The organism is Streptomyces sp. NPDC020917 (assembly GCF_044333795.1).
Taxonomy (GTDB): Bacteria; Actinomycetota; Actinomycetes; order Streptomycetales; family Streptomycetaceae; genus Actinacidiphila.
Genome location: NZ_JBIRRR010000030.1, coordinates 1 through 24528, shown reverse-complemented (window position 1 = coordinate 24528; position 24528 = coordinate 1). Strand labels below are relative to the sequence as shown.

24 protein-coding genes, 1 tRNA gene and 1 pseudogene are annotated in these 24528 nt (G+C 73.6%); 8 read left to right on the top strand and 18 right to left on the bottom strand.

What is annotated here, in order from left to right:
• Positions 1-7: 7 nt before the first annotated feature.
• The 7 genes from ACH4TG_RS38525 to ACH4TG_RS38495 form a co-directional block, all read right to left on the bottom strand.
• Complete coding sequence (locus ACH4TG_RS38525) at positions 8-871, bottom strand: amidohydrolase family protein (protein WP_398247552.1); 864 nt, start codon at positions 869-871, stop codon at positions 8-10.
• A gap of 5 nt (positions 872-876) precedes the next feature.
• On the bottom strand, positions 877-1869 hold the full coding sequence (locus ACH4TG_RS38520) for an aldo/keto reductase (RefSeq protein ID WP_398247550.1): 993 nt from the start codon (positions 1867-1869) through the stop codon (positions 877-879).
• A gap of 57 nt (positions 1870-1926) precedes the next feature.
• On the bottom strand, positions 1927-2964 hold the full coding sequence (locus tag ACH4TG_RS38515; protein WP_398247548.1) for an ABC transporter permease: 1038 nt from the start codon (positions 2962-2964) through the stop codon (positions 1927-1929).
• The gene (locus ACH4TG_RS38510; RefSeq protein ID WP_398247546.1) at positions 2961-4505 is read right to left on the bottom strand and encodes a sugar ABC transporter ATP-binding protein; all 1545 of its coding nucleotides are present in this window, start codon (positions 4503-4505) and stop codon (positions 2961-2963) included. Before ACH4TG_RS38510 ends, ACH4TG_RS38515 begins: the two co-directional genes overlap by 4 nt.
• 4 nt (positions 4506-4509) lie before the next feature.
• On the bottom strand, positions 4510-5547 hold the full coding sequence (locus ACH4TG_RS38505) for a sugar ABC transporter substrate-binding protein (protein ID WP_398247544.1): 1038 nt from the start codon (positions 5545-5547) through the stop codon (positions 4510-4512).
• A gap of 112 nt (positions 5548-5659) precedes the next feature.
• Positions 5660-6457, bottom strand: a complete 798-nt coding sequence (locus ACH4TG_RS38500) for an SDR family NAD(P)-dependent oxidoreductase (protein WP_398247542.1) — start codon at positions 6455-6457, stop codon at positions 5660-5662.
• Positions 6454-7770 carry an L-fuconate dehydratase gene (locus tag ACH4TG_RS38495; protein WP_398247540.1) on the bottom strand — a complete coding sequence of 439 codons (1317 nt, stop codon included), beginning with the start codon at positions 7768-7770 and terminating at the stop codon, positions 6454-6456. Before ACH4TG_RS38495 ends, ACH4TG_RS38500 begins: the two co-directional genes overlap by 4 nt.
• Positions 7771-7879: 109 nt before the next feature.
• On the opposite strand from ACH4TG_RS38495, the gene ACH4TG_RS38490 reads away from it, so the two are divergent.
• Together ACH4TG_RS38490 and ACH4TG_RS38485 are read left to right on the top strand one after the other, a co-directional pair.
• On the top strand, positions 7880-8953 hold the full coding sequence (locus ACH4TG_RS38490) for a hypothetical protein (RefSeq protein WP_398247538.1): 1074 nt from the start codon (positions 7880-7882) through the stop codon (positions 8951-8953).
• 82 nt (positions 8954-9035) lie between these two features.
• Complete coding sequence (locus ACH4TG_RS38485) at positions 9036-10001, top strand: PAC2 family protein (RefSeq protein WP_398247536.1); 966 nt, start codon at positions 9036-9038, stop codon at positions 9999-10001.
• A 119-nt stretch (positions 10002-10120) separates the two neighbouring features.
• Here ACH4TG_RS38485 and mshC read toward each other — a convergent pair whose 3' ends face one another.
• The 4 genes from mshC to ACH4TG_RS38465 all read right to left on the bottom strand — a co-directional run bounded on the left by mshC (position 10121) and on the right by ACH4TG_RS38465 (position 13699).
• A complete protein-coding gene (gene mshC / locus ACH4TG_RS38480) occupies positions 10121-11350 on the bottom strand; it encodes a cysteine--1-D-myo-inosityl 2-amino-2-deoxy-alpha-D-glucopyranoside ligase (RefSeq protein ID WP_398247534.1) in 1230 nt (409 codons plus the stop codon).
• An 84-nt stretch (positions 11351-11434) separates the two neighbouring features.
• Positions 11435-12379 (bottom strand): SCO1664 family protein, encoded by a 945-nt coding sequence (locus ACH4TG_RS38475; RefSeq protein ID WP_398247532.1) that lies wholly within the window; start codon positions 12377-12379, stop codon positions 11435-11437.
• Complete coding sequence (locus tag ACH4TG_RS38470) at positions 12343-12933, bottom strand: DUF3090 domain-containing protein (protein WP_398247530.1); 591 nt, start codon at positions 12931-12933, stop codon at positions 12343-12345. The genes ACH4TG_RS38475 and ACH4TG_RS38470 overlap by 37 nt, the downstream gene beginning before the upstream one ends.
• A 64-nt stretch (positions 12934-12997) precedes the next feature.
• Positions 12998-13699 carry a histidine phosphatase family protein gene (locus tag ACH4TG_RS38465; RefSeq protein ID WP_398247529.1) on the bottom strand — a complete coding sequence of 234 codons (702 nt, stop codon included), beginning with the start codon at positions 13697-13699 and terminating at the stop codon, positions 12998-13000.
• Between the two features lie 213 nt (positions 13700-13912).
• On the opposite strand from ACH4TG_RS38465, the gene ACH4TG_RS38460 reads away from it, so the two are divergent.
• On the top strand, positions 13913-14527 hold the full coding sequence (locus ACH4TG_RS38460; protein ID WP_398247642.1) for a hypothetical protein: 615 nt from the start codon (positions 13913-13915) through the stop codon (positions 14525-14527).
• Between the two features lie 72 nt (positions 14528-14599).
• On the opposite strand, the gene ACH4TG_RS38455 is transcribed toward ACH4TG_RS38460, so the two are convergent.
• Positions 14600-15649 carry an LLM class F420-dependent oxidoreductase gene (locus ACH4TG_RS38455; protein ID WP_398247528.1) on the bottom strand — a complete coding sequence of 350 codons (1050 nt, stop codon included), beginning with the start codon at positions 15647-15649 and terminating at the stop codon, positions 14600-14602.
• A 142-nt stretch (positions 15650-15791) separates the two neighbouring features.
• Here ACH4TG_RS38455 and ACH4TG_RS38450 point away from each other — a divergent pair, with 142 nt between their 5' ends.
• Entirely contained in the window at positions 15792-16772 is a 981-nt protein-coding gene (locus tag ACH4TG_RS38450) for an aldo/keto reductase (RefSeq protein WP_398247526.1), read from the top strand.
• 35 nt (positions 16773-16807) lie between these two features.
• Positions 16808-19150, top strand: a complete 2343-nt coding sequence (locus ACH4TG_RS38445; protein WP_398247524.1) for a helix-hairpin-helix domain-containing protein — start codon at positions 16808-16810, stop codon at positions 19148-19150.
• A gap of 122 nt (positions 19151-19272) precedes the next feature.
• On the opposite strand, the gene ACH4TG_RS38440 is transcribed toward ACH4TG_RS38445, so the two are convergent.
• On the bottom strand, positions 19273-19878 hold the full coding sequence (locus ACH4TG_RS38440) for a hypothetical protein (protein WP_398247522.1): 606 nt from the start codon (positions 19876-19878) through the stop codon (positions 19273-19275).
• A 47-nt stretch (positions 19879-19925) separates the two neighbouring features.
• Here ACH4TG_RS38440 and ACH4TG_RS38435 point away from each other — a divergent pair, with 47 nt between their 5' ends.
• Complete coding sequence (locus ACH4TG_RS38435) at positions 19926-20114, top strand: DUF5703 family protein (RefSeq protein ID WP_398247520.1); 189 nt, start codon at positions 19926-19928, stop codon at positions 20112-20114.
• 99 nt (positions 20115-20213) lie between these two features.
• Here ACH4TG_RS38435 and ACH4TG_RS38430 read toward each other — a convergent pair whose 3' ends face one another.
• From ACH4TG_RS38430 to ACH4TG_RS38420, 3 genes are all read right to left on the bottom strand, one after another.
• On the bottom strand, positions 20214-20912 hold the full coding sequence (locus tag ACH4TG_RS38430; RefSeq protein WP_398247518.1) for a chaplin: 699 nt from the start codon (positions 20910-20912) through the stop codon (positions 20214-20216).
• Positions 20913-21049: 137 nt separating this feature from the next.
• Positions 21050-21283 (bottom strand): chaplin, encoded by a 234-nt coding sequence (locus tag ACH4TG_RS38425; RefSeq protein ID WP_398247516.1) that lies wholly within the window; start codon positions 21281-21283, stop codon positions 21050-21052.
• A gap of 224 nt (positions 21284-21507) precedes the next feature.
• Entirely contained in the window at positions 21508-22830 is a 1323-nt protein-coding gene (locus tag ACH4TG_RS38420) for a M20/M25/M40 family metallo-hydrolase (protein WP_398247514.1), read from the bottom strand.
• A 157-nt stretch (positions 22831-22987) separates the two neighbouring features.
• On the opposite strand from ACH4TG_RS38420, the gene ACH4TG_RS38415 reads away from it, so the two are divergent.
• Positions 22988-23072: transfer RNA gene (locus ACH4TG_RS38415), tRNA-Leu, on the top strand.
• A 141-nt stretch (positions 23073-23213) separates the two neighbouring features.
• On the opposite strand, the gene ACH4TG_RS38410 is transcribed toward ACH4TG_RS38415, so the two are convergent.
• Positions 23214-23711 carry a VOC family protein gene (locus ACH4TG_RS38410; RefSeq protein ID WP_398247512.1) on the bottom strand — a complete coding sequence of 166 codons (498 nt, stop codon included), beginning with the start codon at positions 23709-23711 and terminating at the stop codon, positions 23214-23216.
• A gap of 92 nt (positions 23712-23803) precedes the next feature.
• Positions 23804-24181, bottom strand: coding sequence for a hypothetical protein (locus tag ACH4TG_RS38405; protein ID WP_398247511.1), 378 nt, complete (start codon positions 24179-24181; stop codon positions 23804-23806).
• A gap of 264 nt (positions 24182-24445) precedes the next feature.
• On the opposite strand from ACH4TG_RS38405, the pseudogene ACH4TG_RS38400 reads away from it, so the two are divergent.
• A pseudogene (locus tag ACH4TG_RS38400) lies at positions 24446-24528 on the top strand (electron transfer flavoprotein subunit beta); the annotation flags it as partial.

Sequence of the window (24528 nt, the reverse complement as noted above, 5' to 3'; positions counted from 1 at the left end):
CTGTCCATTATGACCCACCCTCCGGTGTTCCCGGACCGCCGGCCGGCAGCCCGTACAGCCGGGTCGCGGTGCCGCCGAACACCGCCTCCCGCTCCGCCGGGTCCAGCGACGCGACGGCCTGCTCGGCGAGCGCGTAGACGTCGGCGTACCGTCCGGCGAGGGTCGCCACCGGCCAGTCGGAGCCGAACATCACCCGGTCCGGGCCGAACGCGTCCAGCACGTGCCGGGCGTACGGCAGCACGTCCTGCGGCCGCCACCGGTCCCAGTCCGCCTCGGTGACCAGGCCGGACAGCTTGCAGCCGACGTTGGGCAGCGCGGCCAGCTCCGCGATCAGCCCCGCCCACGGCTGCCAGCCGCCGGCCGCGATCGGCGGCTTGGCGCAGTGGTCGAGCACGAAGCGCACCTCCGGCAGCGCCCGTACGGTCTCCACGGCCGCCGCCAGCTGCGCCGGGGTGACCAGCAGGTCGTAGGCCAGCCCCGCGCCGGCGACGGCCTTGAGCCCGGCGTGCACCTCGGGCCGGGTGAGCCAGCCGGGGTCGGGCTCGTCCTGCACCTGGTGCCGGATCCCCACCAGGGGGCCGGTGAGCGAGGCGAGCACCTCGGGCAGCCCGGGGTCGGTGAGGTCGGCCCAGCCGACCACGCCGGCGACCAGGCCGCCGGAGCCGGCGGCGATGTCCAGCAGCTCGCGGGTCTCCGGCAGCGAGGAGCTGGACTGCACGACGACCGTGGCGTCGATGCCGTGCTCGGCCAGCAGCGGCGCCAGCTCGTCGAGCCGGAAGGTGCGGGCGATGGGGTCCAGGGCCGGACCGGTCAGCCACGGCTGCGGCCGCCGGTCCAGGTCCCACAGATGGTGGTGGGCGTCGATGCGCATCGGCGTCACTCCTCCTTCGCAGCACTGCCCGCGGTGGCCGCGAGCGGCAGGGGCACGTCCTCGTCCAGCAGTCCGCGGGCGACCAGCGCGTGCCACATCGCGTCCGGGATGTCGTGCCCGAACAGCGCGGCGTTGTCCCGCACTTCGGCCGCGCCGGCCGCGCCGACGACCGCCGCGACGACCGACGGGTGGCCGAACGGGAAGCGCAGCGCCGCGGCCCGCAGCGGCACCCCGAACTCGCCGCAGACCGCGGCCAGTTCCTGGGCCCGGCGGAGCAGCTCCGGCGGCGCCGACTGGTAGTTGTAGTGCGTTCCGGGCCTGGGGTCCGCCAGCAGGCCGGAGTTGTAGACCCCGGCGGCCACGACCCGCGTCCCGCGCTGCGCGCACACGGGCAGCAGGTCGTCCAGCGCGGTGCGCTCCAGCAGCGTCCAGCGGCCGGCGCACAGCACCACGTCCACGTCGAACTCGGTGACGAGCTCGGCCAGGACGCCGCTGTAGTTCATGCCGAAGCCCACCGCCTTGACCATGCCCTGGTCGCGCAGGTCGGCGAGCGCCGCGAAGCCGCCGCCGCGGACGGCGTCCAGGTGGTCCTCGACGTCGTGCAGGTACACGATGTCGACCGCGTCCACGCCGAGCCGCTTCAGCGAGCCCTCCAGCGTGGCGCGGATCCCGTCCGGGGTGAAGTCCCAGACGCGGGCCCGCCGGGGGTTGTCGACGTAGCCCTGCTCGTCGACCTCCTCGCCGGGCGCCAGGTCCCGCAGCCGGCGTCCCACCTTGGTGGACAGCACGTACGAGGACCGGTCCCGGCCGGCCAGGGCGCGGCCCAGCCGTTCCTCGGCACGGCCGAGGCCGTAGTGCGGTGCGATGTCGAAGTACGTGGCGCCGGTGTCGAACGCGGCCGCCACCGCGGCCTCGGCCTCCTCGTCGCTGATCACGCGGTAGAGGTTGCCGAGCGGGGCGCAGCCGAGGCCGAGCCGGGGCAGAGCCGGTACGGGCATGGAACGGTCGTCTCCTTGCGTGCGGTGGTGGAGGGCCGGCGTCCTTCTCCGGGAGCCTCAGTCCTGCTTCTCGCCGCTGGCGAAGCGGGAGATGATCAGGGCGACGATGATGATGGCACCGTAGAGGAACTTGTCCCACAGCGGCGGCACTCCGCCCAGAGTGGTCACGTTCACCACCAGTTGCAGGGCGATCACGCCGGTCAGCGCGCCGAAGAGCGTGCCGCGCCCGCCGTTGAGGCTGACGCCGCCGATGACCGTGGCGGCGAACACCTGGAAGATCCAGCCGTCGCCCTGCGTGGAGGACACCGCCCCGTAGTGGCCGACGTACAGCACGCCGGCGAAGGCGGCGAGCAGTCCGCCGAGGGCCAGCACGATCCAGGTGATCCGGTCGACCCGGATGCCTGCCGCCCTGGCCGCCTCGGTGTTGCCGCCGATCGCGTACAGCGCGCGGCCGTGCCGCAGGTAGCCCAGGGCCAGCCCGCCGACCGCGAACAGCACCAGGCAGATCCACACCGCGGCGGGCGCCCCGAGCCAGGACGCCTTGCCGAGGTAGGAGAACGACGCGGGCACCTCGACGATGGACTTGCCCTGCGAGATGCCGTCCTGCAGGCCGCGCAGCATGGTGAGCATGCCGAGGGTGACGATGAAGCCGTTCACCCGCAGCTTGAGGATCATGAACCCGTTGAAGGCGCCGATCAGCAGGCCGACCGCCAGGCAGGCCGGGATCGACATCCAGCCGGGCAGCACCCCGATGCCGTGGTAGGTGGCCGAGCCGCTGCTGGGCATCACCAGCCACATGGCGATCACCGGGGCCACGCCGATGGTGGACTCCAGCGACAGGTCCATCCGGCCGCAGATCAGGATCATCGCCTCGCCGAGCACCAGCAGGCTCAGTTCGCTGGTCTGCTGGAGCACCCCGATCAGGTTGTCGGAGGTGAGGAAGGCCGGCGAGACGATGAAGCCGATCACGCCGAGGACGAAGATCACCGGCAGCAGGGACAGGTCCCGGTAGCGGCTCAACTGGATGCGCGGTGCCGCGCGGCCGGCCGCGCGGGGCACGGCCGGGTCGGCGGTCAGCTGACTGGTCTCGCTCATTCCTCGGCTCCCTTGTCGCCGCCCGTGGGCAGCCCCTCCATCGCCGAGACCAGGTCCCGGTCGGTCCATCCGCTGCCGAACTCGGCGATCACCCGCCCGTGGAACAGGGCGACCACCCGGTCGCAGACCCGCAGGTCGTCCAGTTCGTCGGAGACGATGACGGCCGCGTCGCCGCGCTCGGCGACGCCCCGCACGACGGACAGCAGCGAGTCCTTCGACTTCACGTCCACGCCCGCGGTCGGCCTGATCGCCACCAGGACCCGCGGCTCGCGGGCCAGCGCCCGGGCGATGACGACCTTCTGCTGGTTGCCGCCGGACAGGTCGGAGACCGGCTGGCCGGGCCCCGAGGTCTTGATGTCCAGCGACGCGATCATGCGCTTCGCGAACTCCCGGGTCCTGGACGGCAGCACGGTGCCGTACGGGCCGAGCTGGTCGGTCACGGACAGCGTGGCGTTCTCCGCGACGCTGCGGCCCAGCACCAGGCCCTGACGGTGCCGGTCCTCGGGGACGTACCCGATCCCGGCGCCCAGGGCGTGCGGGACGCTGCCCGGCCGCACCGGCCGGCCGGCGACCAGGGTGCGGCCCGAGGTGGCCTTGCGCAGGCCGACGAGGGTCTCGCCGAGCGCGGTGTTGCCGCTGGCCGTTGCCCCGGCCAGGCCCACCACCTCACCGGCGCGCACCGCGAGGTCGATCGGCTCGTACATGCCGTCCAGGGCCAGCGCCTCGGCCCGCAGCACCGGCTCGCCGCCGCCGTCCTGGACCGCCTTGGCGTGCCAGCCGGCCGCGGCCTGGCCGCCCGCGTCCTCGCCCGTCATGGCCGCCACCAGCTCCGCCTTGCCGAGGTCCGCGACGGGCGCGGTCAGCACGTGGCGGGCGTCGCGGTAGACCGTGACGGTGCTGCACAGGTCGTAGACCTCCTGCAGGTGGTGCGAGATGAACAGGAAGGCCACGCCCTGCCGTTGCAGTTCCCGCAGCCGGGTGAAGAGCCGTTCGATGCCGGCCGCGTCGAGCTGCGCGGTGGGTTCGTCGAGGATGATGAACCGCGCGCCGAACGAGAGGGCCCTCGCGATCTCGACGAACTGCCCCTGCTCCACGGTCAGATCGCCGGCCCGCGCCGCGGGGTCGACGTCCACCCCGTACTCGGCCAGCAGGTCCGCCGCCTGCGTGCGCAGCGCGGACCAGCGGATCCGGCCGCGCCCGAGCCGGCCGAGGAACAGGTTCTCCGCCACGGTCAGGTCGGGCACGACCATCGACTTCTGGTAGACGCAGGCCACCTTGGACTGCCAGGCCGCGGTGTCCCCCGCGGCCGGCGCGGGCTCGCCCTGGAACGAGACCCGGCCGGCGTCGGGGACGTGCAGCCCGGTGAGCACCGAGACGAGGGTGGACTTGCCGGCGCCGTTGCGCCCGACGAGGGCGTGCGAGTCCCCGGCCGCCACGGTGATGCCCACGCCGTCGAGGGCGACGGTGGGCCCGAACCGCTTCACGACGCCCTCGGCGTGGACCGCCGGCGGCGGGGCGTGGTCGTTGGTGCCGTTGGTCATCGGGTCAGCTCTTCCCGAGCTGGTTGGCCCACAGGTTGGGGTCGTCCACGTTGTCCTTGGTCACCAGCGGGGCGGGCAGCTGGTCCTCGAGGCCGTTGGGGATCTTGATGATGGTGGAGTCGTGGTCGGTCGGGCCGGGCTGGAACGTCTTCCCGGCGAGCGCCTCCTTGGCGTAGTACAGCGCGTACTTCGCGTACAGGTCGGCGGGCTGGGAGATGGTGGCGTCGATCTGCCCGGCCTTGATCGCCTTGAACTCCTCGGGGATGCCGTCGTTGGAGATGATCGTGATGTGTCCGGCGGTGCCGGGCGGCTTGAGCAGGTGCTTCTGCTGCAGCAGCGCCAGGGTGGGCTGCAGGAAGACGCCGCCGGCCTGCATGTAGATGCCGTTGATGTCCGGGTCGGAGGCGAGCGTGGTCTGCAGCTTGGCCGAGGCGACGTCGCCCTTCCAGTCGGTGGCCAGCGGGATGACCTTGATGGCGGGGAACTTGCTCTTCATGCAGGACGCGAACGCCTCGGAGCGGTCGCGGCCGTTGATGGAGTCCAGCGCGCCCTCGAACTCGACGACCTTGCCCTTGCCCTTGAGCTGCTGGCCCAGGTAGTCGCAGGCCTTGGTGCCGTAGGCCCGGTTGTCCGCGCGGACCACCATGTACACGGATCCCTTGTCCGGGCGGGTGTCGACGCTGATCACCGGGATGTGCTTGTTCGCCAGGTTCTGCAGGGTGGAGGCGATGGCGCCGGTGTCCTGCGGGGCCATCACGATCGCCTTGGCGCCCTGGTCGACGAAGGTCTGCACGTTCGCGACGAGCTTGCCGATGTCGTTCTGCGAGTTGCTGCGCGGCAGGGCGGAGACGACGCCGGCCTTGACGCCCTTCTCGATGTAGCTCTGGTAGGAGTTCCAGAAGTCGCTGTCGGAGCGCGGCAGGTCGATGCCGACCTTGCCGGAGGAGCCGGCCTTGTCGTCGCTGCCTCTGTTGCAGCCGGCGAGAGCGGTGACCGCGAGCAGAGCGGCACAGGCCGCGACGGTCGTCGTGCGCAGTCTCATCAGCGAGACCTGCCTTTCGGGTTCGAGGGTGGCTCGGTGGGCGATGCGGTTGCTGATGCGGGGTGCGGTGCGGGGTGCGGTGGTGCAGTGCGGGCGGTGGTGCGGGGGTGGGTCAGTCGGCGGCGGGGCGCAGGCGGAGTCCCTGCATGCCGCCGTCGACGGCGAGCGCGGTGCCGGTCACGCTCGCCGCGGCCGGGCTCGCCAGGTAGGCGATGGCCGCGGCCACCTCGTCGGCGCTGACCAGCCGGCCCAGCGGCTGGCGGGCGTCGAGCGCGGCACGTTCGGCGGCCGGGTCCTCGGCCTGGCCGAGCAGCCGGCCGATCCACGGGGTGTCCGCGGTACCGGGGTTGACGCAGTTGACGCGGACGCCCTCGCGGACGTGGTCGGCGGCCATCGCCAGGGTCAGTGCCAGCACCGCGCCCTTGCTCGCGCTGTAGAGGGCGCGCTGCGGCAGCCCGGCGGTGGCGGCGATGGAGCAGGTGAGCGTGATGGACGCGCAACCCGGCCGGTCCTGGGCGGACTTGCGCAGGTGCGGCAGCGCGGCGCGGGCGGTGCGGACCATACCCATCACGTTGATGTCGAGCACCCGGTGCCACTCGTCGTCCGGGTTGTCCTCGACGGTGCCGATGGCGCCGATGCCGGCGTTGTCGACCAGGACGTGCAGCCCGCCCAGTTCGTCGGCCGCGGTGCCGACCGCGGCCCGTACCGCCTCGTCGGAGGTGACGTCGGCGACCACCGGGAGGGTGCCCTCGGGGGCGCCGGACACGTCGCGGTCGAGGACCGCGACCCGGGCGCCGCGAGCGGTGAGCAGCGCGGCGGTGGCCGCGCCGATGCCGGAGGCGCCGCCGGTGACCAGGGCGGTGAGCCCGGCGAAGTCCTGCGCGGCGGAGGCGGGTGCGGGGGTGCTCATCGGGGCAGCTCCTGTCGTGCGGTCCACACCGGACCGTCGGGGTAGCGGTAGTCGGCGAGGGACTCGGGGACCATCCGGACGGAGAAACCGGGGGCGTCCGGCGCGCGGTAGGCGCCGTTCTCCATCACGACCGGGTCGGTGAAGTGCTCGTGCAGGTGCGGGACGTACTCGATGACCCGGTTCTCCCAGGTCCCCGAGACGGCGACGAAGTCGAACATCGACAGGTGCTGGACCAGCTCGCACAGGCCGACGCCGCCGGCGTGCGGGCAGACCGGGACACCGAACTTCGCGGCCAGCAGCAGGATCGCGACGTTCTCGTTGACGCCGCCCACCCGGGCCGCGTCGATCTGCACGAAGTCCACCGCGCCGGCCTGCAGCAGCTGCTTGAACACCACGCGGTTGGCGACGTGTTCACCGGTGGCGACCCGCACCGGCTGGGCGGCGCGCACCGCCGCGTGGGCCAGCACGTCGTCCGGGCTGGTGGGCTCCTCGATCCAGTACACGTCGTACGGGGCGAGGGCGTTCATCCAGTCCACGGCCTCCTGGACGTCCCAGCGCTGGTTGGCGTCGACCGCGATCCGGATGTCGGGGCCGACCGCCTCGCGGGCCAGCCGCATCCGGCGCAGGTCGTCGTCGAGGTCGGCGCCGACCTTCAGCTTGATCTGCCGGAAGCCGGCGGCGACCGCCTCCTTGGCGAGCCGGGTCAGCTTCTCGTCGGAGTAGCCGAGCCAGCCGGGCTCCGTGGTGTAGGCCGGGTAGCCCTCGCGGCGCAGCAGGGCGGCGCGTTCGGCCCTTCCCGGCTCGGCGCGGCGCAGGATCTCCAGCGCCTCGTCGCGGGTGAGCGCGTCGCTGAGGTAGCGGAAGTCGACGAGGTCGACGATCTGCTCGGGGGTCATGCCGGCGAGCAACTCCCAGACCGGGCGGCCGGCCTGGCGGGCGGCCAGGTCCCAGGCGGCGTTGACCACGGCGCCGGCGGCCATGTGCATCACGCCCTTCTCCGGGCCGAGCCAGCGCAGCTGGGAGTCGTGGGTGAGCAGCCGGTAGAAGGCGCCAAGATCGCCCGTGACACTGTCCACCGCACGCCCGACCACATAGGGTCGCAGTGTTCGGATCGCGGCGGCGACCACGTCGTTGCCGCGCCCGATCGTGAAGCACAGGCCGTACCCCGCGAGGCCGCCGGGCGCGTCGGTACGCAGCACCACATAGGCGGCCGAGTAGTCGGGGTCGGGGTTCATGGCGTCCGAGCCGTCGAGCTGCTCCGAGGTCGGAAAGCGGATGTCGTAGACGTCGACCTCGGTGATGGTCGGACTCATGCACACTCCCGTCGCAAGACATCGGATCTTTTTTTGATGATCCGATGTATAGCGGCGCGGCCTGCCGTTCGTCCAGGGGGAAGCCAGAATTTTGTCGATTACAGATCGGATGTCTCATCGGGTGGGCCGCAGCGTCCGGCGCTGGACCCCGCCGTCCCGCCGCCGGCTGATGCGCGCCCTGCGCCGTGCGGTGATCGCCGCGACGGTGCTGGCGGTGCTGGCGGTGGGCGCCGCCGCCACGGCGCTGCGGGCCCAGTACGCCGGCAGTCCCGCGGCCGCCGGGCGCACCCGCGGCCATGACGCGGTGTGGCTCGGCCATGCCTGGGTCGACGGCCGCCGCACCGCCGCCGACCTGGCAGAACTGCGCGCGCGGGTGGCCGGCACCGGCATCCGCGACCTCTACGTCCACACCGGCCCGCTGGCCCACGACGGCACCCTCGATCCCGCGCTCCACCCCACCGCCGCCCGCTTCATCGCCGACGTGCACCGGGTGCTGCCCGGCGTGCGGGTGCAGGCGTGGCTGGGCGACAAGGTGGCCCGCTCCGGCACCTCCGGGCTGCACCTGGGCGACCCCGCGGTGCGGGCCCGGGTGAACGACTCCTGCGCCCAGGTCCTGGACGCAGGGTTCGACGGCGTGCACCTGGACGTGGAGCCGGTGCCGAGCGGCGACGCGGGGTTCCTGGCCCTGCTGGACACCGTCCACCGGCTGACCGAGGACCGCGGCGTCCCGCTGTCCGCCGCGGTCCCGCAGATCGACCCGCTGCCGGGCCTGCACACCGTCGCCTACCTGCCGTTCAGCCACCCCAAGTGGTGGGCCCAGGCGTACTTCGGGCAGGTCGCCCGCCGGGTCGACCAGATCGCGGTGATGGCCTACGACACCGCGATGCCGGCGAAGTCCCTGTTCGGCGGCTACGTCGCCCAGCAGACCGGGCTGGCCCTGGCCGTCACCCCGCGCAGCACCGATCTGATCATCGGCCTCCCCGGCTACCACACGAGCAACATGGGCCACCACGCCTACGCCGAGACCGTGGACGCCGCGGTCCGCGGCGCCCGGGTCGCGCTGGCCCGCCACGACCGGGACCGCCGCATGTTCGGCCTGTCGCTGTACGTCGACTTCCACAGCACGGCGGGCGACTGGGCCGCCTACCGCAGAGGTTGGGGCACTGAGGGCGGTACGCCGTAGGCTTGTGCCGCACGTCAGGAACAGCACAGCAGCCGGCGCGGGGGCGGTGCCGCCCCCTCCGGCCGGGAGAAGGAGGCACTGGGTGATCGAGCTCGAGGGGGTTCCCGAGCTGATCGACCCGGTCATGGTGGCCGCGTTCGAGGGCTGGAACGATGCCGGGGACGCAGCCTCCACCGCGGTCGGCCACATGGACCGGGAGTTCAAGGGAGAGGTGTTCGCCGCACTCGACGCGGAGGACTACTACGACTTCCAGGTCAACCGGCCCACGGTGTGGATGGACGGCGGCGTACGGCGCATCACCTGGCCGACGACGCGGCTCTCGGTGGTGCGCATCCAGTCGCCCAAGCCGCGCGACCTGGTGCTGGTGCGCGGCATCGAGCCGAGCATGCGCTGGCGCTCGTTCTGCAACGAGATCCTCGGGTTCGCGCACGAGCTGGGCGTGGAGATGGTCGTGGTGCTCGGCGCGCTGCTGGGCGACACCCCGCACACCCGGCCGGTCCCGGTCACCGGCGTCACCTCCGACCCGGACCTGGCGACGTCGATGAACCTGGAGGAGTCCCGCTACGAGGGCCCGACCGGCATCGTCGGCATCCTGCAGGAGGCGTGCACCCACGCCGGCATCCCCGCGGTGAGCCTGTGGGCGGCGGTCCCGCACTACGTCTCGCAGCCGCCCAACCCCAAGGCCACGCTGGCCCTGCTGAACCGCCTGGAGGACCTGCTCGACCTGCGCATCCCGCAGGGCGAGCTACCCGAGGACGCCCGCGCCTGGCAGGTCGGCGTCGACCAGCTGGCCGCCGAGGACAGCGAGGTCGCGGAGTACGTCCAGACCCTGGAGGAGGCCCGCGACACCGCCGAACTCCCCGAGGCGTCCGGCGAGGCCATCGCCAAGGAGTTCGAGCGCTACCTGCGCCGCCGCGACCCGCAGCCGGGCGGCTACGCCAGCGAGGGCGAGGACGGCGTCCCCCGCTTCCGCGAACTCCCCCAGACCCCGGCGCCCGACGACGACGACGGCCCCGACGCGTCGCCGGACGACGACGCGGAGGACTAGGCCGCGTCTGACACATCCCGCCTGCCCCGCGCTTACGGTCCTGCGGCGCTCATCGTCGGACACGGCCCAGGCCCGGGCGGTCCGGCGACGAGCGCCGCAGGACCGCCCGGGCGGTGGACCTAGAGGGCGACGCCCAGGAGCGCGTCGGTCAGGCGGGACACGAGGCCCGGGGCAGCCGGGTCCGTGCCGCCCTCGGCGGCCTGGCCGGCGGCCCAGGCGTCGATCGCACGCAGGGCGCGGGGAGCGTCCAGGTCGTCGGCGAGCGCCTCGCGGACCTCGGCGAGCAGCCCTTCCGCGGGCGGCCCGTCGGGGCGCGAGACGGCCGCCCGCCAGCGGGCCAGCCGCTCCTCGGCCTCGGCGAGCACCGCGTCGGTCCACTCCCAGTCCGCCCGGTAGTGGTGGGCGAGCAGCGCCAGCCGGATCGCCGCCGGGTCGACGCCCGCGCGCCGCAGCGCGGAGACGAACACCAGGTTGCCCTTGGACTTGGACATCTTCTCGCCGTCCAGGGCGACCATCCCGGCGTGCACGTACGCCTTGGCGAACGGGTACTCGGCGGTGAGCACCTGGGCGTGCGAGGCGCCCATCTCGTGGTGCGGGAACGCCAGGTCGGATCCGCCGCCCTGGACGTCGAAGCCCATGCCGAGGTGGTCCAGTGCGATCGCCACGCACTCGATGTGCCAGCCGGGGCGCCCCGGGCCGAGCGAACCGCCGTCCCAGCTGGGCTCGCCCTCGCGGGCGCTCAGCCACAGCAGCGGGTCCAGCGGGTCCTTCTTGCCCGGCCGGTCCGGGTCGCCGCCGCGCTCGGCGGACAGCACCCGCATGGCGGCCGCGTCCAGCCGCGACACCGAGCCGAAGTGCGGGTCGGCGTCCACCGAGAAGTACACGTCGCCGTCGAGCTCGTAGGCGGCGCCGGCGTCCCGCAGCCGCTCGATCAGCGGCACGATGCCCGGTATCGCCTCGACCGCGCCGATGTAGTGCGCGGGCGGCAGCATCCGCAGCGCGGTCATGTCCTCGCGGAACAGGGCGGTCTCGCGCTCGGCGAGGGCGGTCCAGTCGTCGCCGGTGGCCACCGCGCGCTCCAGCAGCGGGTCGTCGACGTCGGTGACGTTCTGGACGTACTGGACCTGGCGCTTCGTGTCGAGCCACACGCGCTGGACGAGGTCGAACGCGTTGTAGGTGGCGGCGTGCCCCATGTGGGTGGCGTCGTACGGGGTGATGCCGCAGACGTAGATCCGGGCCACGGGGCCGGGGTCGGAGGTCACCCGTCCACCGGTCGAGGTGTCGTGGAGACTCAGGGGGCGTCCGGTGCCGGGAAGGGCGGGGACGTCGGAAGCGGGCCAGGCATGCATGTCATGAGATTAACCGGACGGCCGTGCGTCAAAACGGCGGGGCCGACCGGCGGGGCGGCCGGGCACGGGGCGGAGGCGTCCGGCTCACACCGGTGGCCAGGGGATCGACGGCCACTGGCCGCCGGGCTCCGGGTGCACACCGTCCGCGCGCAACCGGCGGACCCGTTCGCGCAGGGCTCCGGTCTCCGCGGCGGTCAGCAACTCCCCCAGCCGCTCCCCCAGGTCCCCGTCGAGCGCGGCGGCCAGCGCGTCCAGCGCGGGGCCCGCCTCGGCGGGCAGCGGCTCGCCCGCCCAGCCCCACAGCAGCGTCCGGAGCTTGTCCTCGGTGTGGAAGGTCACGCCGTGGTCGATGCCGAACAGGCGGCCGTCCGGCGCGGGCAGCAGGTGCCCGCCCTTGCGGTCGGCGTTGTTGATCACCGCGTCCAGCACGGCCAGCCGGCGCAGGCGTACGTCGTCGGCGTGCACCAGCAGGGCGGTGCGGCCCTCGCCGATCTCGGCCTCGACCACCGCCTTCCAGCCCGGTGCGGGTTCGAGGTCCTCGGTGAGCGCCAGCAGCGGCTCCGGTCCGCTGCCGTCCCCTTCGGCTCCTGACCCCTCGGCTCCTGACCCGTCGTCGCCTTCGTCGTCCCCCTCGCCGTCCCCGGCGACGTCGATCCACAGCTGGACCATGCCCTGGCCGTACGGCCCGTCGCGCAGCACGGTCGGCGGCACCAGGCCCCAGCCGGTGGCCTCGGAGACCAGATAGGCGGCGACCTCGCGCTGGGCCAGCGTGCCGTCGGGGAAGTCCCACAGCGGGCGCTCGCCGGCGACCGGCTTGTACACGCACGCCACGCTCCGCCCGTCGAGGGCGGCCTCGCAGAAGAGCACCGCGTTGGACGCCTCGCGGACCTGGCCGCGCACGGTCAGCACGCCGTGCAGCAGGACGTCGGTGTCATCGGGGGTGACGGGCCCGCCGGGCCCGCCGGGCTCAGGACGGCCCGGGGCCGCCGGGATCAGGCCGACCTCCGGTATCCGTTCTGGCGGGGGCATACGTGTCCTTCCGGGTCCAGGGGCAGGCTGCACAGCGGGCACGGCGGGCGGCCCGCGGAGACCACGTCGAGGGCGCGCTTGGCGAAGGAGCGGGCCTGGGCGCCGGTGAGCATGACCCGCAGCAGCGGCGGACCGTTCTCCTCGTCCTGCAGCATCTCCTCCTCGGCCGCCTCCAGGTCGTCCTCGTCGTCGCCGACGAGTTCGACCAGGGCCTGCGCCTCGATCACCATCCGCTCGTGGGCGCCGTCCCAGGCGAGCGCCATGGTGCCGACGCGGAACTCCTCCTCGACGGGGACGTCCAGCGGTGCGGTGTCGGAGAGTTCCGAGGGTGCGACGGCCGGCACCGGGGCGCTGCCTCCGCTGCGGCGCACGACCTCGTCCAGCAGCTCGTCGATGCGCTCCGCCAGTGCGGCCACCTGGGTCTTCTCGAGGGCGACGCTGGTGGTCCGCCCCGACGCGGTGGCCTGCAGGAAGAACGTCCGCTGGCCGGGCTGGCCGACGGTCCCGGCCACGAAGCGGTCGGGATGTTCGAAGAAGAAGACCTGACGGGGCACGCCTTGCTCCGTTTGCTTGTCCGATCGGCTGCTGTACCGGTCACCCACCCTACTGCGAAGCCGATCACCGGGTCCCGGTGGAGCCCCCCACCACCGCGTCGTCCGCGGCGCCCTGGGCGGGACCGGGAGCCGGGGCGAGGGTGCTGAGGTCCCCGGTGTCCCCGAGGCGCAACAGGAACGGGCGGTGCGGGGTGTAGCGGATCACGGTGACCGAGCACGGCTCGGTGCTGATCCGCTGGAAGAGGTCGAGGTGCATGCCGAGGGCGTCGGCGGCCAGCGACTTGATGATGTCGCCGTGCGAGCACACCAGATAGACCGCGTCGGGCCCGCTCTCCTCCTCGATCCGCCGGTTCCAGTCGCGGACCGCGTCGACCGCGCGGGCCTGCATGGCGCGCAGCGACTCGCCCTCCTCGCCGGGGAAGACGGCCGCGGACGGGTGCCGCTGCACGGTGGCCCACAGCGGTTCCTCGGCCAGCTCGCTGAGCTTGCGTCCGGTCCAGTCGCCGTAGTGGCACTCGCCGACCCGCTCGTCGGTGTGCAGGGTGAGTTCGGGGCGGGTGTCCAGCAGCGGTTTGACGGTCTCCTGGCAGCGCTGGAGGGGACTGCTGACGACGGCGGCCAGCGGCAGGGCGGCGAGCCGGGCGGCGAGGGCGGTGGCCTGGGCCCGGCCGGTGTCGTCCAGGGCGACACCCGGGCTCCAGCCGGCCAGCACTCCCTCGGCGTTGGCGGTCGAACGGCCGTGCCGGACGAGGATGACGGTGGGCATGTCCGCCACCGTAACCCTTTGGGCGCGCGGGCGTTGTGCTGGATGACGGCCGTGGCGGGGAAGATCCCCCCGAGCCCCCACCACGGCCGCGGGATTCCCCGCCGAATTCCGGCGATCCGGCGGCTCCTGCGTGCTCCTGACTGTCCGGCCCCCTGGGTAAGGTGCAGTGGGGGCCGAGGGGGCCCGGGAGTCGGGATCGCGAAGCGGGTGGAGATGTTCGGGAAGGCGACGAGGAGCCGTCCGCAGACCGTGTCGGGGGCGGGTGCCGCCGGGGCGGACTGGTCTCCCTTCCGCCGCATCGAGGACGCCGCCGGCGCGTACTTCCTGCACGCCGACATCGCGCTGGACGCCATCGGCGGCGTGCTCGGCCACCGCAGGGTCCGCGGCTTCACCCTGGAGCGCGTGGTGGACCTGACCGAGGCCGGCACCTCGGTGTGGCAGGAGGCCGCGGTGTGCGACGGGCGCCGGCTGATCCTGTGGCACAGCGAGGAGCTCGCCGACGAGAAGGCGCCGGGCGGCACCGTGCTGGACTCCTCGGTGCAGGTGCTGCCGCTCGACTCGATCGGCCATGTGGGCATGCGCACCCTGGTCGGGCGGGACGAGCTGGGGCGGCGCATCGACCGCGGGGTGTACGTGGTGCTGGCCACCGCGATGCCGCACGAGCTGAGCGCGGTGGCCGCCGACCCGGACTCGCCGCTGCCGGTCACCTCGGCGAAGTTCCGCCCCGAGGCGTTCCGCTTCAGCAAGTCGCTGGACGACGGCGGGCCGGGGCAGATAGCGCGGCTGATCGACTTCGGCCGGCTGCTGGGGCGCCTGGTCCCCAGCTGAGCCGGCCGCCGGCCCGCCGCCCGCGGTGCGACGTCCCGTCAGGCGGATGCGTACGGCGGGTATCCGGAGTCGTCAGGCCAGGCCGGCCAGTTCCAGCGCCTCGACGCCCGCGCGCAGCCCGGCCACCCGCTCGTCCAGCGTGAAGCCGGCCGGGCTCAGGTTGAGGGTGGTGACGCCGGCCTCCGCGTATTCCCGCATACGGTCCGCGATGCGGGCCACCGGGCCCAGCAGGCAGGTGGAGTCGATGAGTTCGAGGGGCACCGCGGCGGCGGCGCCGTCCTTGTCGCCGGCCAGGTACTTGTCCTGGATCTCCGCGGCCTGCTTCTCGTAGCCCATGCGCTGGGCGAGCTGGTTGTAGAAGTTCTGCTTGCGGCTGCCCATGCCGCCGACGTACAGCGCGGTGTAGGGGCGGAAGATGTCGGCGAGCGCGGACACGTCGTCGCCGAGCGCCAGCGGCAGCGTGGGGCTGACGTCGAAGCCGTCCAGCGTCAGACCGGCCTTGGCGCGGCCCGCCCGGAGGTGGCGCAGCGCGGTGTCCTCCAGGTGGCCGGCGGAGGGGAAGATCAGCAGCGCGCCGTCGGCGATCTCGCCGGTCTGCTCGAGGTTCTTCGGGCCGATGGCGGCGATGTACAGCGGGATGTGCTCGCGCTGCGGGTGGACGGTGAGCTTGATCGGTTTGCCGGGGCCGCCGGGCAGCGGCAGCGTCCAGTGCTCGCCCTGGTAGCTGAGCCGCTCGCGGGACATCGCCTTGCGGACGATCTCCACGTACTCGCGGGTGCGGGACAGCGGCTTGTCGAACTTGACGCCGTACCAGCCCTCGGAGACCTGCGGGCCCGACACGCCGAGGCCCAGCCGGAACCGGCCGCCGGACAGCGAGTCGAGGGTGGCCGCGGTCATCGCGGTCATCGCCGGGGTGCGGGCCGGGATCTGGAAGATCGCCGAGCCGACGTCGATCCGCTCGGTCTGGGCGGCGACCCAGGAGAGCACGGTCGGGCCGTCGGAGCCGTAGGCCTCGGCCGCCCAGCACACCGCGTAGCCCAGCCGGTCGGCCTCCTGCGCGACGGCAAGGTTGTCCGCGTCCATCCCGGCACCCCAGTAGCCGAGGTTGATCCCGAGCCGCATGGCGCTCCCCTTCGAATGCATCTTCGTACTGATCAGTAACGTCGTTGTCCCTCCGGACTGTAGCGTCCTCCCGGCGCCCCGGCTCCTGTCAGGTACGTCACTGCCGCCCATTCGGCGAGTGCGGGCACTAACCTCAGCGGTCATGGAGCAAAGGCACCTCGGCCGTACCGGGTTGCGCGTGTCCCGGCTGGGGCTCGGCACGCTCACCTGGGGCCGTACCACCGGCGAACGCGACGCGGCCGACCAGTTGAAGGCGTTCTGGGACGCGGGCGGCACGCTCGTCGACACCGCGGACGTCTACGCCGACGGAGGTGCCGAGTACCTGCTCGGGCGGCTGGTGGAGGACCTGGTGCCGCGTTCCGACCTGGTCATCGCGACCAAGGCGGGCAGCGTCCCGGACCCCGACCGGCGGTTCGACACCTCGCGCGGGCACCTGCTGTCCGCGCTCGACGCGTCGCTCCAGCGGCTCGGCACGGACTACGTGGACCTGTGGCAGGTGCACGCGTTCGATCCCGGCACCCCGCTGGAGGAGACGATGCAGGCGCTGGACATCGCGGTCAGCTCCGGGCGCGCCCGCTACGTCGGCGTGTCCAACTTCTGCGGCTGGCAGCTCGCCAAGTCCGCGACCTGGCAGCTCGCCACGCCCGGCCGCACCCCGCTGGCCAGCACGCAGATGGAGTACTCGCTGCTGCAACGGGGCGTGGAGCGCGAGGTGCTGCCGGCCGCGATCGACCTCGGGGTCGGCCTGCTGCCCTCATCGCCGCTCGGCCGCGGGGTGCTGACCGGCAAGTACCGGCACGGCACCCCGGCCGACTCGCGCGGCGGCTCCGAGGAGATGGCCGCCTTCGTGGCGCCCTACCTCGACGAGGCGGCCCGCCTGATCGTGGACGCGCTGGCCATAGCGGCCGACGGCCTGGCCGTCTCGCCGCTGCACGTCGCGCTGGCCTGGGTCCGCGACCGCCCCGGCGTGGCCGCCCCGATCCTCGGCGCGCGCAACGCCGCGCAGCTGACGGCCGCACTGTCAGTGGAGGCCCTTAGTCTGCCGGAAGAGATCAATCTGGCGCTCGACGACGTCTCGGCGCCGCTGCACCGCTACCCGGACCACGACTGGAGCACCCTCTGAGCCGCGGCCCGGCCGCTCCACGGAAGGCTTTCGCTGTGACCGACACGATCCCCCCGTCCGGGGAGGGCACGCGTCCCCCCTCCGCACCTGCCGCGGCTGCCGCCGCCCCGGGGGCCGCGCAGTCCCGCGCCGGCTCGGATTCCGGCTCTGGAGGCGGCGCCCCGGGACCGGGCGGCTCGGGTTCCGGGAGTTCGGGTTCCGGCGGCTCGGGTTCCGGCGGCTCGGGTTCCGGGAGCACGCGTTCCGGGAGTTCGGGTTCCGGGAGTTCGGGTTCCGGGAGTTCCGGGCCGGGCGGATCCGGCGGGACGGAAGGGCTGGCCGCGCTGGCGGCCGCGGTCCGGTCGATCGAGCGGGGCGAGAGCGCTTCGGCGCCCGCGCCCCGCGGCGACGCCGCCGCGGCGCGGCGCAAGCGGCGCGAGGCGATGGCCGCGGAGATCGCGGAGACCCAGGCGGCGGAGGCGGCAGAGACCGCGGACGGCGCGCAGGGGGCCCAGGGCGCCGGCGAGGACCCGGACGAGGACGGCGCGAAGGACGGCGCCGCGCAGGCGCCCCCGGGCGCCGGTGACGGCCCGTCGCGCCCGCGCCCGGCCGAACGCCCACGTGCGGGACGGCCGGCCGCGGAGGTGGACCCGGCGGCCGTCGAGGCGGTCCGGGCGGTCCTCGCCGAGGGCGGGGCGCCCGACGCCCTGGCCGTCGCCGCGGTCCGCGTCCTGGGCGAGGGCGCCGCGGAGTCGCTGCGGGCCGACCCGTGGGGTGTGCTCGCGCTCGACGGCGTCCGGGTGGAGCACGCCGACGCCTTCGCCCGCGCGCTGCTCGGCGGCGCGGCCGGCCCCGGGGACGAACGGCGGGCCCGCGCGCTGATCGGCCACCTGATGGAGCGGGCGGCCACCGCCGGGCACACCGCGCTCGAAGCCGACCGGCTCAGGTCGGAGCTGGCCCGCAACTCCCTGCCGGATCCCGCGGCGGCGGTGGCCACGGCCGTCGAGGAGGGCCAGGTTCTGGTCTTCCGGGACACCACCAAGGAACTCCCCGGCACCGGCGACGGCGAGGGCGACGAGGCGGCGGACGACGGGGACACCGACCTCGCCGCCGAGGCCGACGTGCCGCTGCTGCTCGGCCTCGACCGGTACGCCCTGGCCGAGGAGAGCCTGGCCGACGGCTGCGTGCGGCTGCTGCGCTCGCTGGACCCTGACGGTTCCGGCGGCCCCGACTGGGAGGAGGCCGCCGGCGCGGCCCCCTCGCCGTCCGCCGCCGAGCTGATCCGCGCGGTGGCCGGCAGCGGCCTCGTGCTGCACACCGGCGGGGAGGCGGCCCGCGCGGAACCCGCGGCGCTGGTGGCCGCCGCCCGGCGAGCCGGCCTGCGCGCGTACGCGGCCGCGTACACCGAGAACGGCCGCCGGCGACTGGCCGAGACGGTGGGCGAGGACGCGGCGGTGACCGTGGAGGGCCTGCTGGACGGCGGCCAGGGCCCGGGACGTGCCGCGGACGCCGCTCTCGCGCTGGACCTGCTCGCGGTGCTCGACGCGCCCCAGCTGTCCGTGGTGGAGGCCGCCGACCTCGTCGAGGCGCTGCCGGACGGCGCCCGGCTGGTGCTCAGCGGTGACCCGTACACCCTGCCCTCCGCGGGTCCCGGCCGCGCCTTCGCCGACCTGCTGACCGCGCGGATCTGCCCGCGGGTCGCCTCCCGCACGCCGGACCCGGGGCCGATCGGCGAGCTGGTCTCGTGCGTCGGCGTGGGCGAACTCGCCGCCGTGGAGGCCCCGGACAAGGAGGTCGTGGTGGTGCCGGTGCGCGACCCGCGCGAGGCCGTGCACCGCGCGGTCCAGCTGGTGGCCGACTCGGTGCCCCGCGCGTTCGGCGTCCCGGCCGGCGAGGTTCAGGTGATCACGGTGGCGCACGGCGGGCCGGTCGGCACCCGGGCGCTCAACGCGGCGCTGAAGGAGCGGCTCAACCCCGGCCCGGGACGGTTCGCCGGCTTCGACCCCGGTGACCGGGTGGTGTACGTGCCGGCCGCGGGCCGCGCGCTGCCGGGCACGGTGGCCGGCGCGGAGCCCGGCGGCCTGCGGCTGGACTGCGCGCACGGCCCGGTGCTGGTGCCGCGCGACGAGGTGGCGGGCGCGGTCCGCCACGGCTGGGCGGTCACCGGCCACCAGGCCGCCGGGATGCGCTGGCCGGCGGTGGTCGTGGTCGTCCCGGGCGACGCGGGCCCCCTGCTCGGCCGCGCCTGGGTCTACACCGCGTTCAGCCGCGCCGAACGCCATCTCTCGGTGGTCCAGGGGGCCGACCAGGCGCTGGCCGCGGCGGTCGCCGACTCCGCGGCCAAGCCCCGTACGACCCGCCTGGTCCCGGTCCTCAAGGAGCTGGCCGCGGACGAGTAGGGCGTACCTCCGGCCGGTGTCCCGCGGGGGCCCGCCGCAGGACGGCGCCGGGGCCCGCCGGCGGGTGCAGCGTCCCGCCGCGGAGCCCCGGCGCCGGGGTCCTCCTCGTCGCGCAGTCGGGCCTAGTCCGCGTCCAAGGCGCCCACCTCGTCGTCGAAGACCGCGCTCGTGTCGAACCGGCAGAGCACGAGTTGCGGGTCGACCTCGTCGAAGGGGGCGTCGAGCCACTCCCCCGGCTCGGCCGGCTCCACCGCGGCCACCCAGAGCGTGGAGTCGCCCTCCTCCAGGCCGAACTCCTTGTGCCGCTGGGCGACTTCGTCGGGCTCGTACTCGCCGAAGACCACGCCGATCGCGGCGCTGACCGAGGCGTCCGCGGCCGACTCGCCGTCGCCGGCCCGCCTGGCCTGGGCGAACAGCCGGTCCGGCTCGGCGACGGTGTAGTCGCGGCGGATCAGCACGCTGAACGCCTCCGGGTCCGCCGGTCCGCTGTACTCCGGCATCGCCTCGCCCGAGGGCACCTCGAACGGGGTCACCTCGTCGTAGGTGTCGTACAGCAACTCGTCATAGCTCTCCGCGGCCGAAGCCAGCGCCTCGAACGCCTCGTACACGGCGGGGTCGTCGTCACCGATACGGTTCTCGATCGCCTCGAGGTGGCGGTCGAGGGCGGCCTTGACCGCCGCTACGGCGGCACGGACCTCCGCCACGCTGGGCTGCACGTCATCAGACATGAGGCAGACGCTATCCGCACCGGGGTGTTGCCCGCACAATAGATGCGATGCCGGAATACGAATTCAGAGAGATGTACGTGCCGCGGGAGGTCTCCCGCAAGGACGCGGCACGTCTGCTGACCGACGAAGCCGAGTACAGGCACTGGGAGCTGGACCGCGTCCGGCTGTATCCGGACGGCACCCGGCGGGTGCGGCTGCGGCGCCGCATCATCCGCCAGGTGCGGGCCACCTGGTGATCCGCGCACGATGACCGGACGGCCGCCGCGGGCCGTCCGGTCGGGCATCCGGCGGTGCGCCCGCAGGGGCCACCGCCGGTGCCGTCGGGCCGCTGCCCGTCAGTGGCGGGCGGCGGTGTGCCCGCGACGGTAGAGCACCGCGCCCCCGAGCAGCAGCGCGCCCGCGAGCGCGGCGGACAGCCCGAGGCCGGCGGCGCCGGTCTCGGCCAGGGCCGTGGTGCGGGTCCCGGTCTCGGCGACCGTGTTCGTGCCCGGGGTGCTGGGCTGCGGGCTGTCCGGCGTGCTCGTGCTCGTGCTCGGCGGGGTGGAGGGCGAGCTCGGGGTGACCGGCGTGCCCGGGGTCCCCGGAGTGCCCGGGGTGCCCTCGTGGTTGCCGCAGACGTTGCCCTGTGCCGGGTTCAGCAGCGCGGCCACGTCGACGGAGAGCCCGCAGGCGTTGACCGGGGCGTCCACCGGCAGCTGCACGAGATTGCCGGAGCCGACGCCGGGCGAACCGGCGGTGTGCCCGGCCGCGGACGAACCGCTGCCGTGCCCACCCGAACCGCTGCCGCCCGACGAGGCGTTGGCGCAACTGCTGCCGAACGCGGGGTTCAGCAGGCCGATCACGTCGACCGAGTTGCCGCAGACGTTCACCGGCACGTGCACCGGGACCTGCACGGAGTTGCCCGAGGCGACGCCGGGCGAACCCGCCGCCGTCCCCGCCGCTCCGGCGTCGGCGTGGGCCAGTCCGCCGGTGGCCACGAGGGCCCCTCCGGTGGCGACCACGGTGAGCAGGCCCTTCCTTGCGACCTGTCGCATGTCCTCATCCTGCTTTCGAATCAACCGGAGCATCCGCCACACCTGTGCCAGTCCCCCGGAAAAGGCGAGCGGCCCCGGGGCGCCGAAGAGCGCCCGGGGGCCGTCCCGACCCGGCCGATCCGCGGCCGGCGGGGGAACTACTGGTTCACGCAGGTGTTGCCGAACCCGGGGTTCAGCAGGCCGATCACGTCGACAGTGTCGCCGCACAGGTTCACCGGCACGTTGACCGGGACCTCGATCAGGTTGCCGGAGAGCACGCCCGGGGACTGGACGGCGGCACCCTGCGCGCCGGAGTCGGCGACGGCCAGCCCCGCACCGGCGAGCACGAGACCACCCGTGGCAGCCGCGACAGCGGCGACCTTCTTGATCATTTCTTCCTCCTCGTGGGACACATGTGATCCCAGCCGCGGACCACACCTGTCGTAACGAGAGGGAGGGAAGTGGGCTACGAACGCCCGCGATCATTCACTCGTACCGGCGAAACCCCCGACGCCAGGGGTACACACGGCCGAATACCGGCCCCGGCGCGACCCGGGACCGGCGTCCGGCCGCGGGCGGCCGGGGCCGCGGTGGCCCAGGTCAGCACCGGTCCAGGTCAGCACTGGTCCAGGAAGCGGTCCAGCACCCGCACCCCGAACTTCAGCCCGTCGACCGGCACGCGCTCGTCCACGCCGTGGAACATGCCGGCGAAGTCCAGCTCCGGCGGCAGCTGCAGCGGCGCGAAGCCGAAGCAGCGGATGCCGAGGTCGTCGAAGGACTTGGCGTCGGTGCCGCCGGAGAGCATGTACGGCACGGCCCGCGCGATCGGGTCCTCGGCCTTGAGGGCCGACTGCATCGCGTCGACCAGGGCGCCGTCGAAGTCGGTCTCCAGCGCCTTGTCGGAGTGCAGCGTCTCCCGCTTGACCCGCGGGCCGAGGATCCGGTCCAGGTCGGCGAGGAACTCCTCCTCGTGGCCCGGCAGGAAGCGGCCGTCGACGTGCGCGGTGGCCTGCCCGGGGATGACGTTGACCTTGTAGCCGGCGCCGAGCATGGTGGGGGCCGCGGTGTTGCGCAGGGTGGTGCCGATCATGCGGGCGATGCCGCCGAGCCTGGTGAGGGTGGTCTCCATGTCCTCCGGGTCGAGTTCGACGCCGAACGCGTCGGACAGCTCGTCGAGGAAGCCGCGCACGGACTTGGTGACGCGCACCGGGAACTCGTGGCGGCCGAGCCGGCCGACCGCCTCGCACAGCTCGGTGATCGCGTTGTCCTTGTTCGTCATCGAGCCGTGGCCGGCCGTGCCGTCCACGGTGAGCCGCATCCAGTGCATGCCCTTCTCGGCCGTCTCGATCAGGTACAGCCGCAGGTTCTCGTTGACGGTGAAGGAGAAGCCGCCGACCTCGCCGATCGCCTCGCTGACGCCCTCGAACAGGCCGGGGTGGCGGTCCACCAGGTGACGCGCACCGTAGGTGCCGCCGGCCTCCTCGTCGGCGAGGAAGGCGAGCACGACGTCCCGCGGAGGCTTGCGGCCGCTGCGCAGCCGGTCGCGGACGACGGCGAGCGTCATGGCGTCCATGTCCTTCATGTCGACCGCGCCGCGGCCCCACACGCAGCCGTCGGCGACCTCGCCGGAGAAGGGGTGCCGGGTCCAGTCGTCGGCGTTGGCCGGCACCACGTCGAGGTGCCCGTGGATGAGCAGCGCCGGACGGGACCGGTCCTCGCCCTCGATCCTGGCGACGGTCGAGGCCCGGCCCTGGTGCGACTCGAAGATCTCCGGCTGCAGCCCGACCTCGGCGAGCTTCTCGGCGACGTACTCGGCGGCCGCCCGCTCGCCGGGACCGGAGTGGTCGCCGTAATTGCTCGTGTCGATCCGGATCAGCTCGCTGCACAGATCGACGACCTCGTCCTCGCCCGTGACCGCCGCGCTCCTCGACTCGCTCACCCTGACTCCTCCTCCGTGCCGCTGCTTGATCTCCCCATCCTCTCCTGCCGCCCGTCCGGGCCCAAGGCCCGCCCACGACTGACCGTGATCGACGGGCCGGGATCTTTGCTATGGTTTACCTCGTCGCCACGACCCCGCAGCCGTGGTGACACACCCGGTCCGGGTGGCGGAATGGCAGACGCGCTAGCTTGAGGTGCTAGTGCCCTTTATCGGGCGTGGGGGTTCAAGTCCCCCCTCGGACACACAGTTCTCACCCAGCACACCCCACGGGAACGTGGAAGTGCCCGCTTGTTCAGGCGAGTTCGGGTTTCATCCGAAGTTCACGAACCGCGGGCCCGGGCGTCATCGGTCGGCACGCGCCGTGCAGGCGCCCTCGCCGGGCGTCACCAGGCGTAGACGCGGCGCATGATCTCGCCGGACAGGTCCGCACCGTCCGGGGAGTGCATCACCATCACCGGCAGCCCGTCCGGGTCGCGCCCCTCGACCACAGTCCGGTCGTCGACGGTGTTCGTCTCCACCAGGGCGTCGTGCTCGTCGAGGTAGCGCTCGCAGCGGCGCAGGTCCGCCGGGTCGGGCGCCGCCCAGCAGGAGTACTGGACGCCGACGGCGCCGAGCGCGTGCTCACCGCGCGGGCCGATGGAGCGCAGCACCATCGCCCCGCCGGGTCCGGAGAGCACCAGCGCGGTGCTCTCCCGGGTGACGACGGACAGGCGCAGCAGGCCGCAGTAGAACGCCGCGGACTCCTCCAGGTCGCGGACGAACACCACGACCACGGCGAGCCGCGGACCGGCCGCCGGGGCACCCATGGCGCCCACCCCGTCCGGGGAGGCGGCCCTGCCGGGCGACCCCTGCGCGGCCGGTGGCTCAGCCTCGGGCGGCATGGCTCTCCTCGCGTCGTCTGCCGGCTCCCCCGCCTCGTCCTCACCGTAGCGGGAACGGGTGTCGGATGCTCCCCGGAATCAGCCTCCGGCGGTCAGGCGGGGACGAACAGTGCTGCCTTCTCCCCGGGCACCAGGCCGGCCAGCCGCACCCGGGTGCCGGTGGGCAGTGCCTCGATCGCCTGCGCCTCCACGGTCGCCGGCACGGTGAAGCCCTCGTCGAGGGTCACGACGCAGGTCTGCCGGATCCGGTGCACCAGTTCCTGCGTGTGCACCACCCCGGTCGTCCAGCCGATGGCCCCGCTCCCCTGGCTGCGCTCCTCGTCCAGGTCGGACGAACCGCACACGCGGCACAGCGTCCTGGTGTGCTCGGTCGCCGACCGGCACCACGCGCAGCGGCGGAACCGCAGAGCGTCCTGACCCACCTGTCCCGGCTCGGCGGTCTTCTCCTCGGGCTGAAGCGTCTGAAGCACGGTGTCTCTCCCGTCATGCGTCCGCACACACCTGACGTCCGAGAAGATAAGGCACTCAGTGTCGGAGGACAAGGCACTGAGTGCCCTCACATGTCCCGCGATGCCGTGGCGCGCGTCCGCCGCGCCCGCGTGGCGAACGACACATCGACCGCCAACGAATGACACTGAGTACCTTCGGGTAGGGTACTCAGTACCATCGCGGACACCCGGTGCTTCGCTGAGCACCGCGCGGATCGGACCGCAGCTCGGACAAGGAGTGCTGGCGTGAGCTTGAGGATCGTTGTGGCTGTGAAGTATGTGCCGGATGCGACGGGTGATCGGCACTTCGCTGAGGATCTGACGACGGA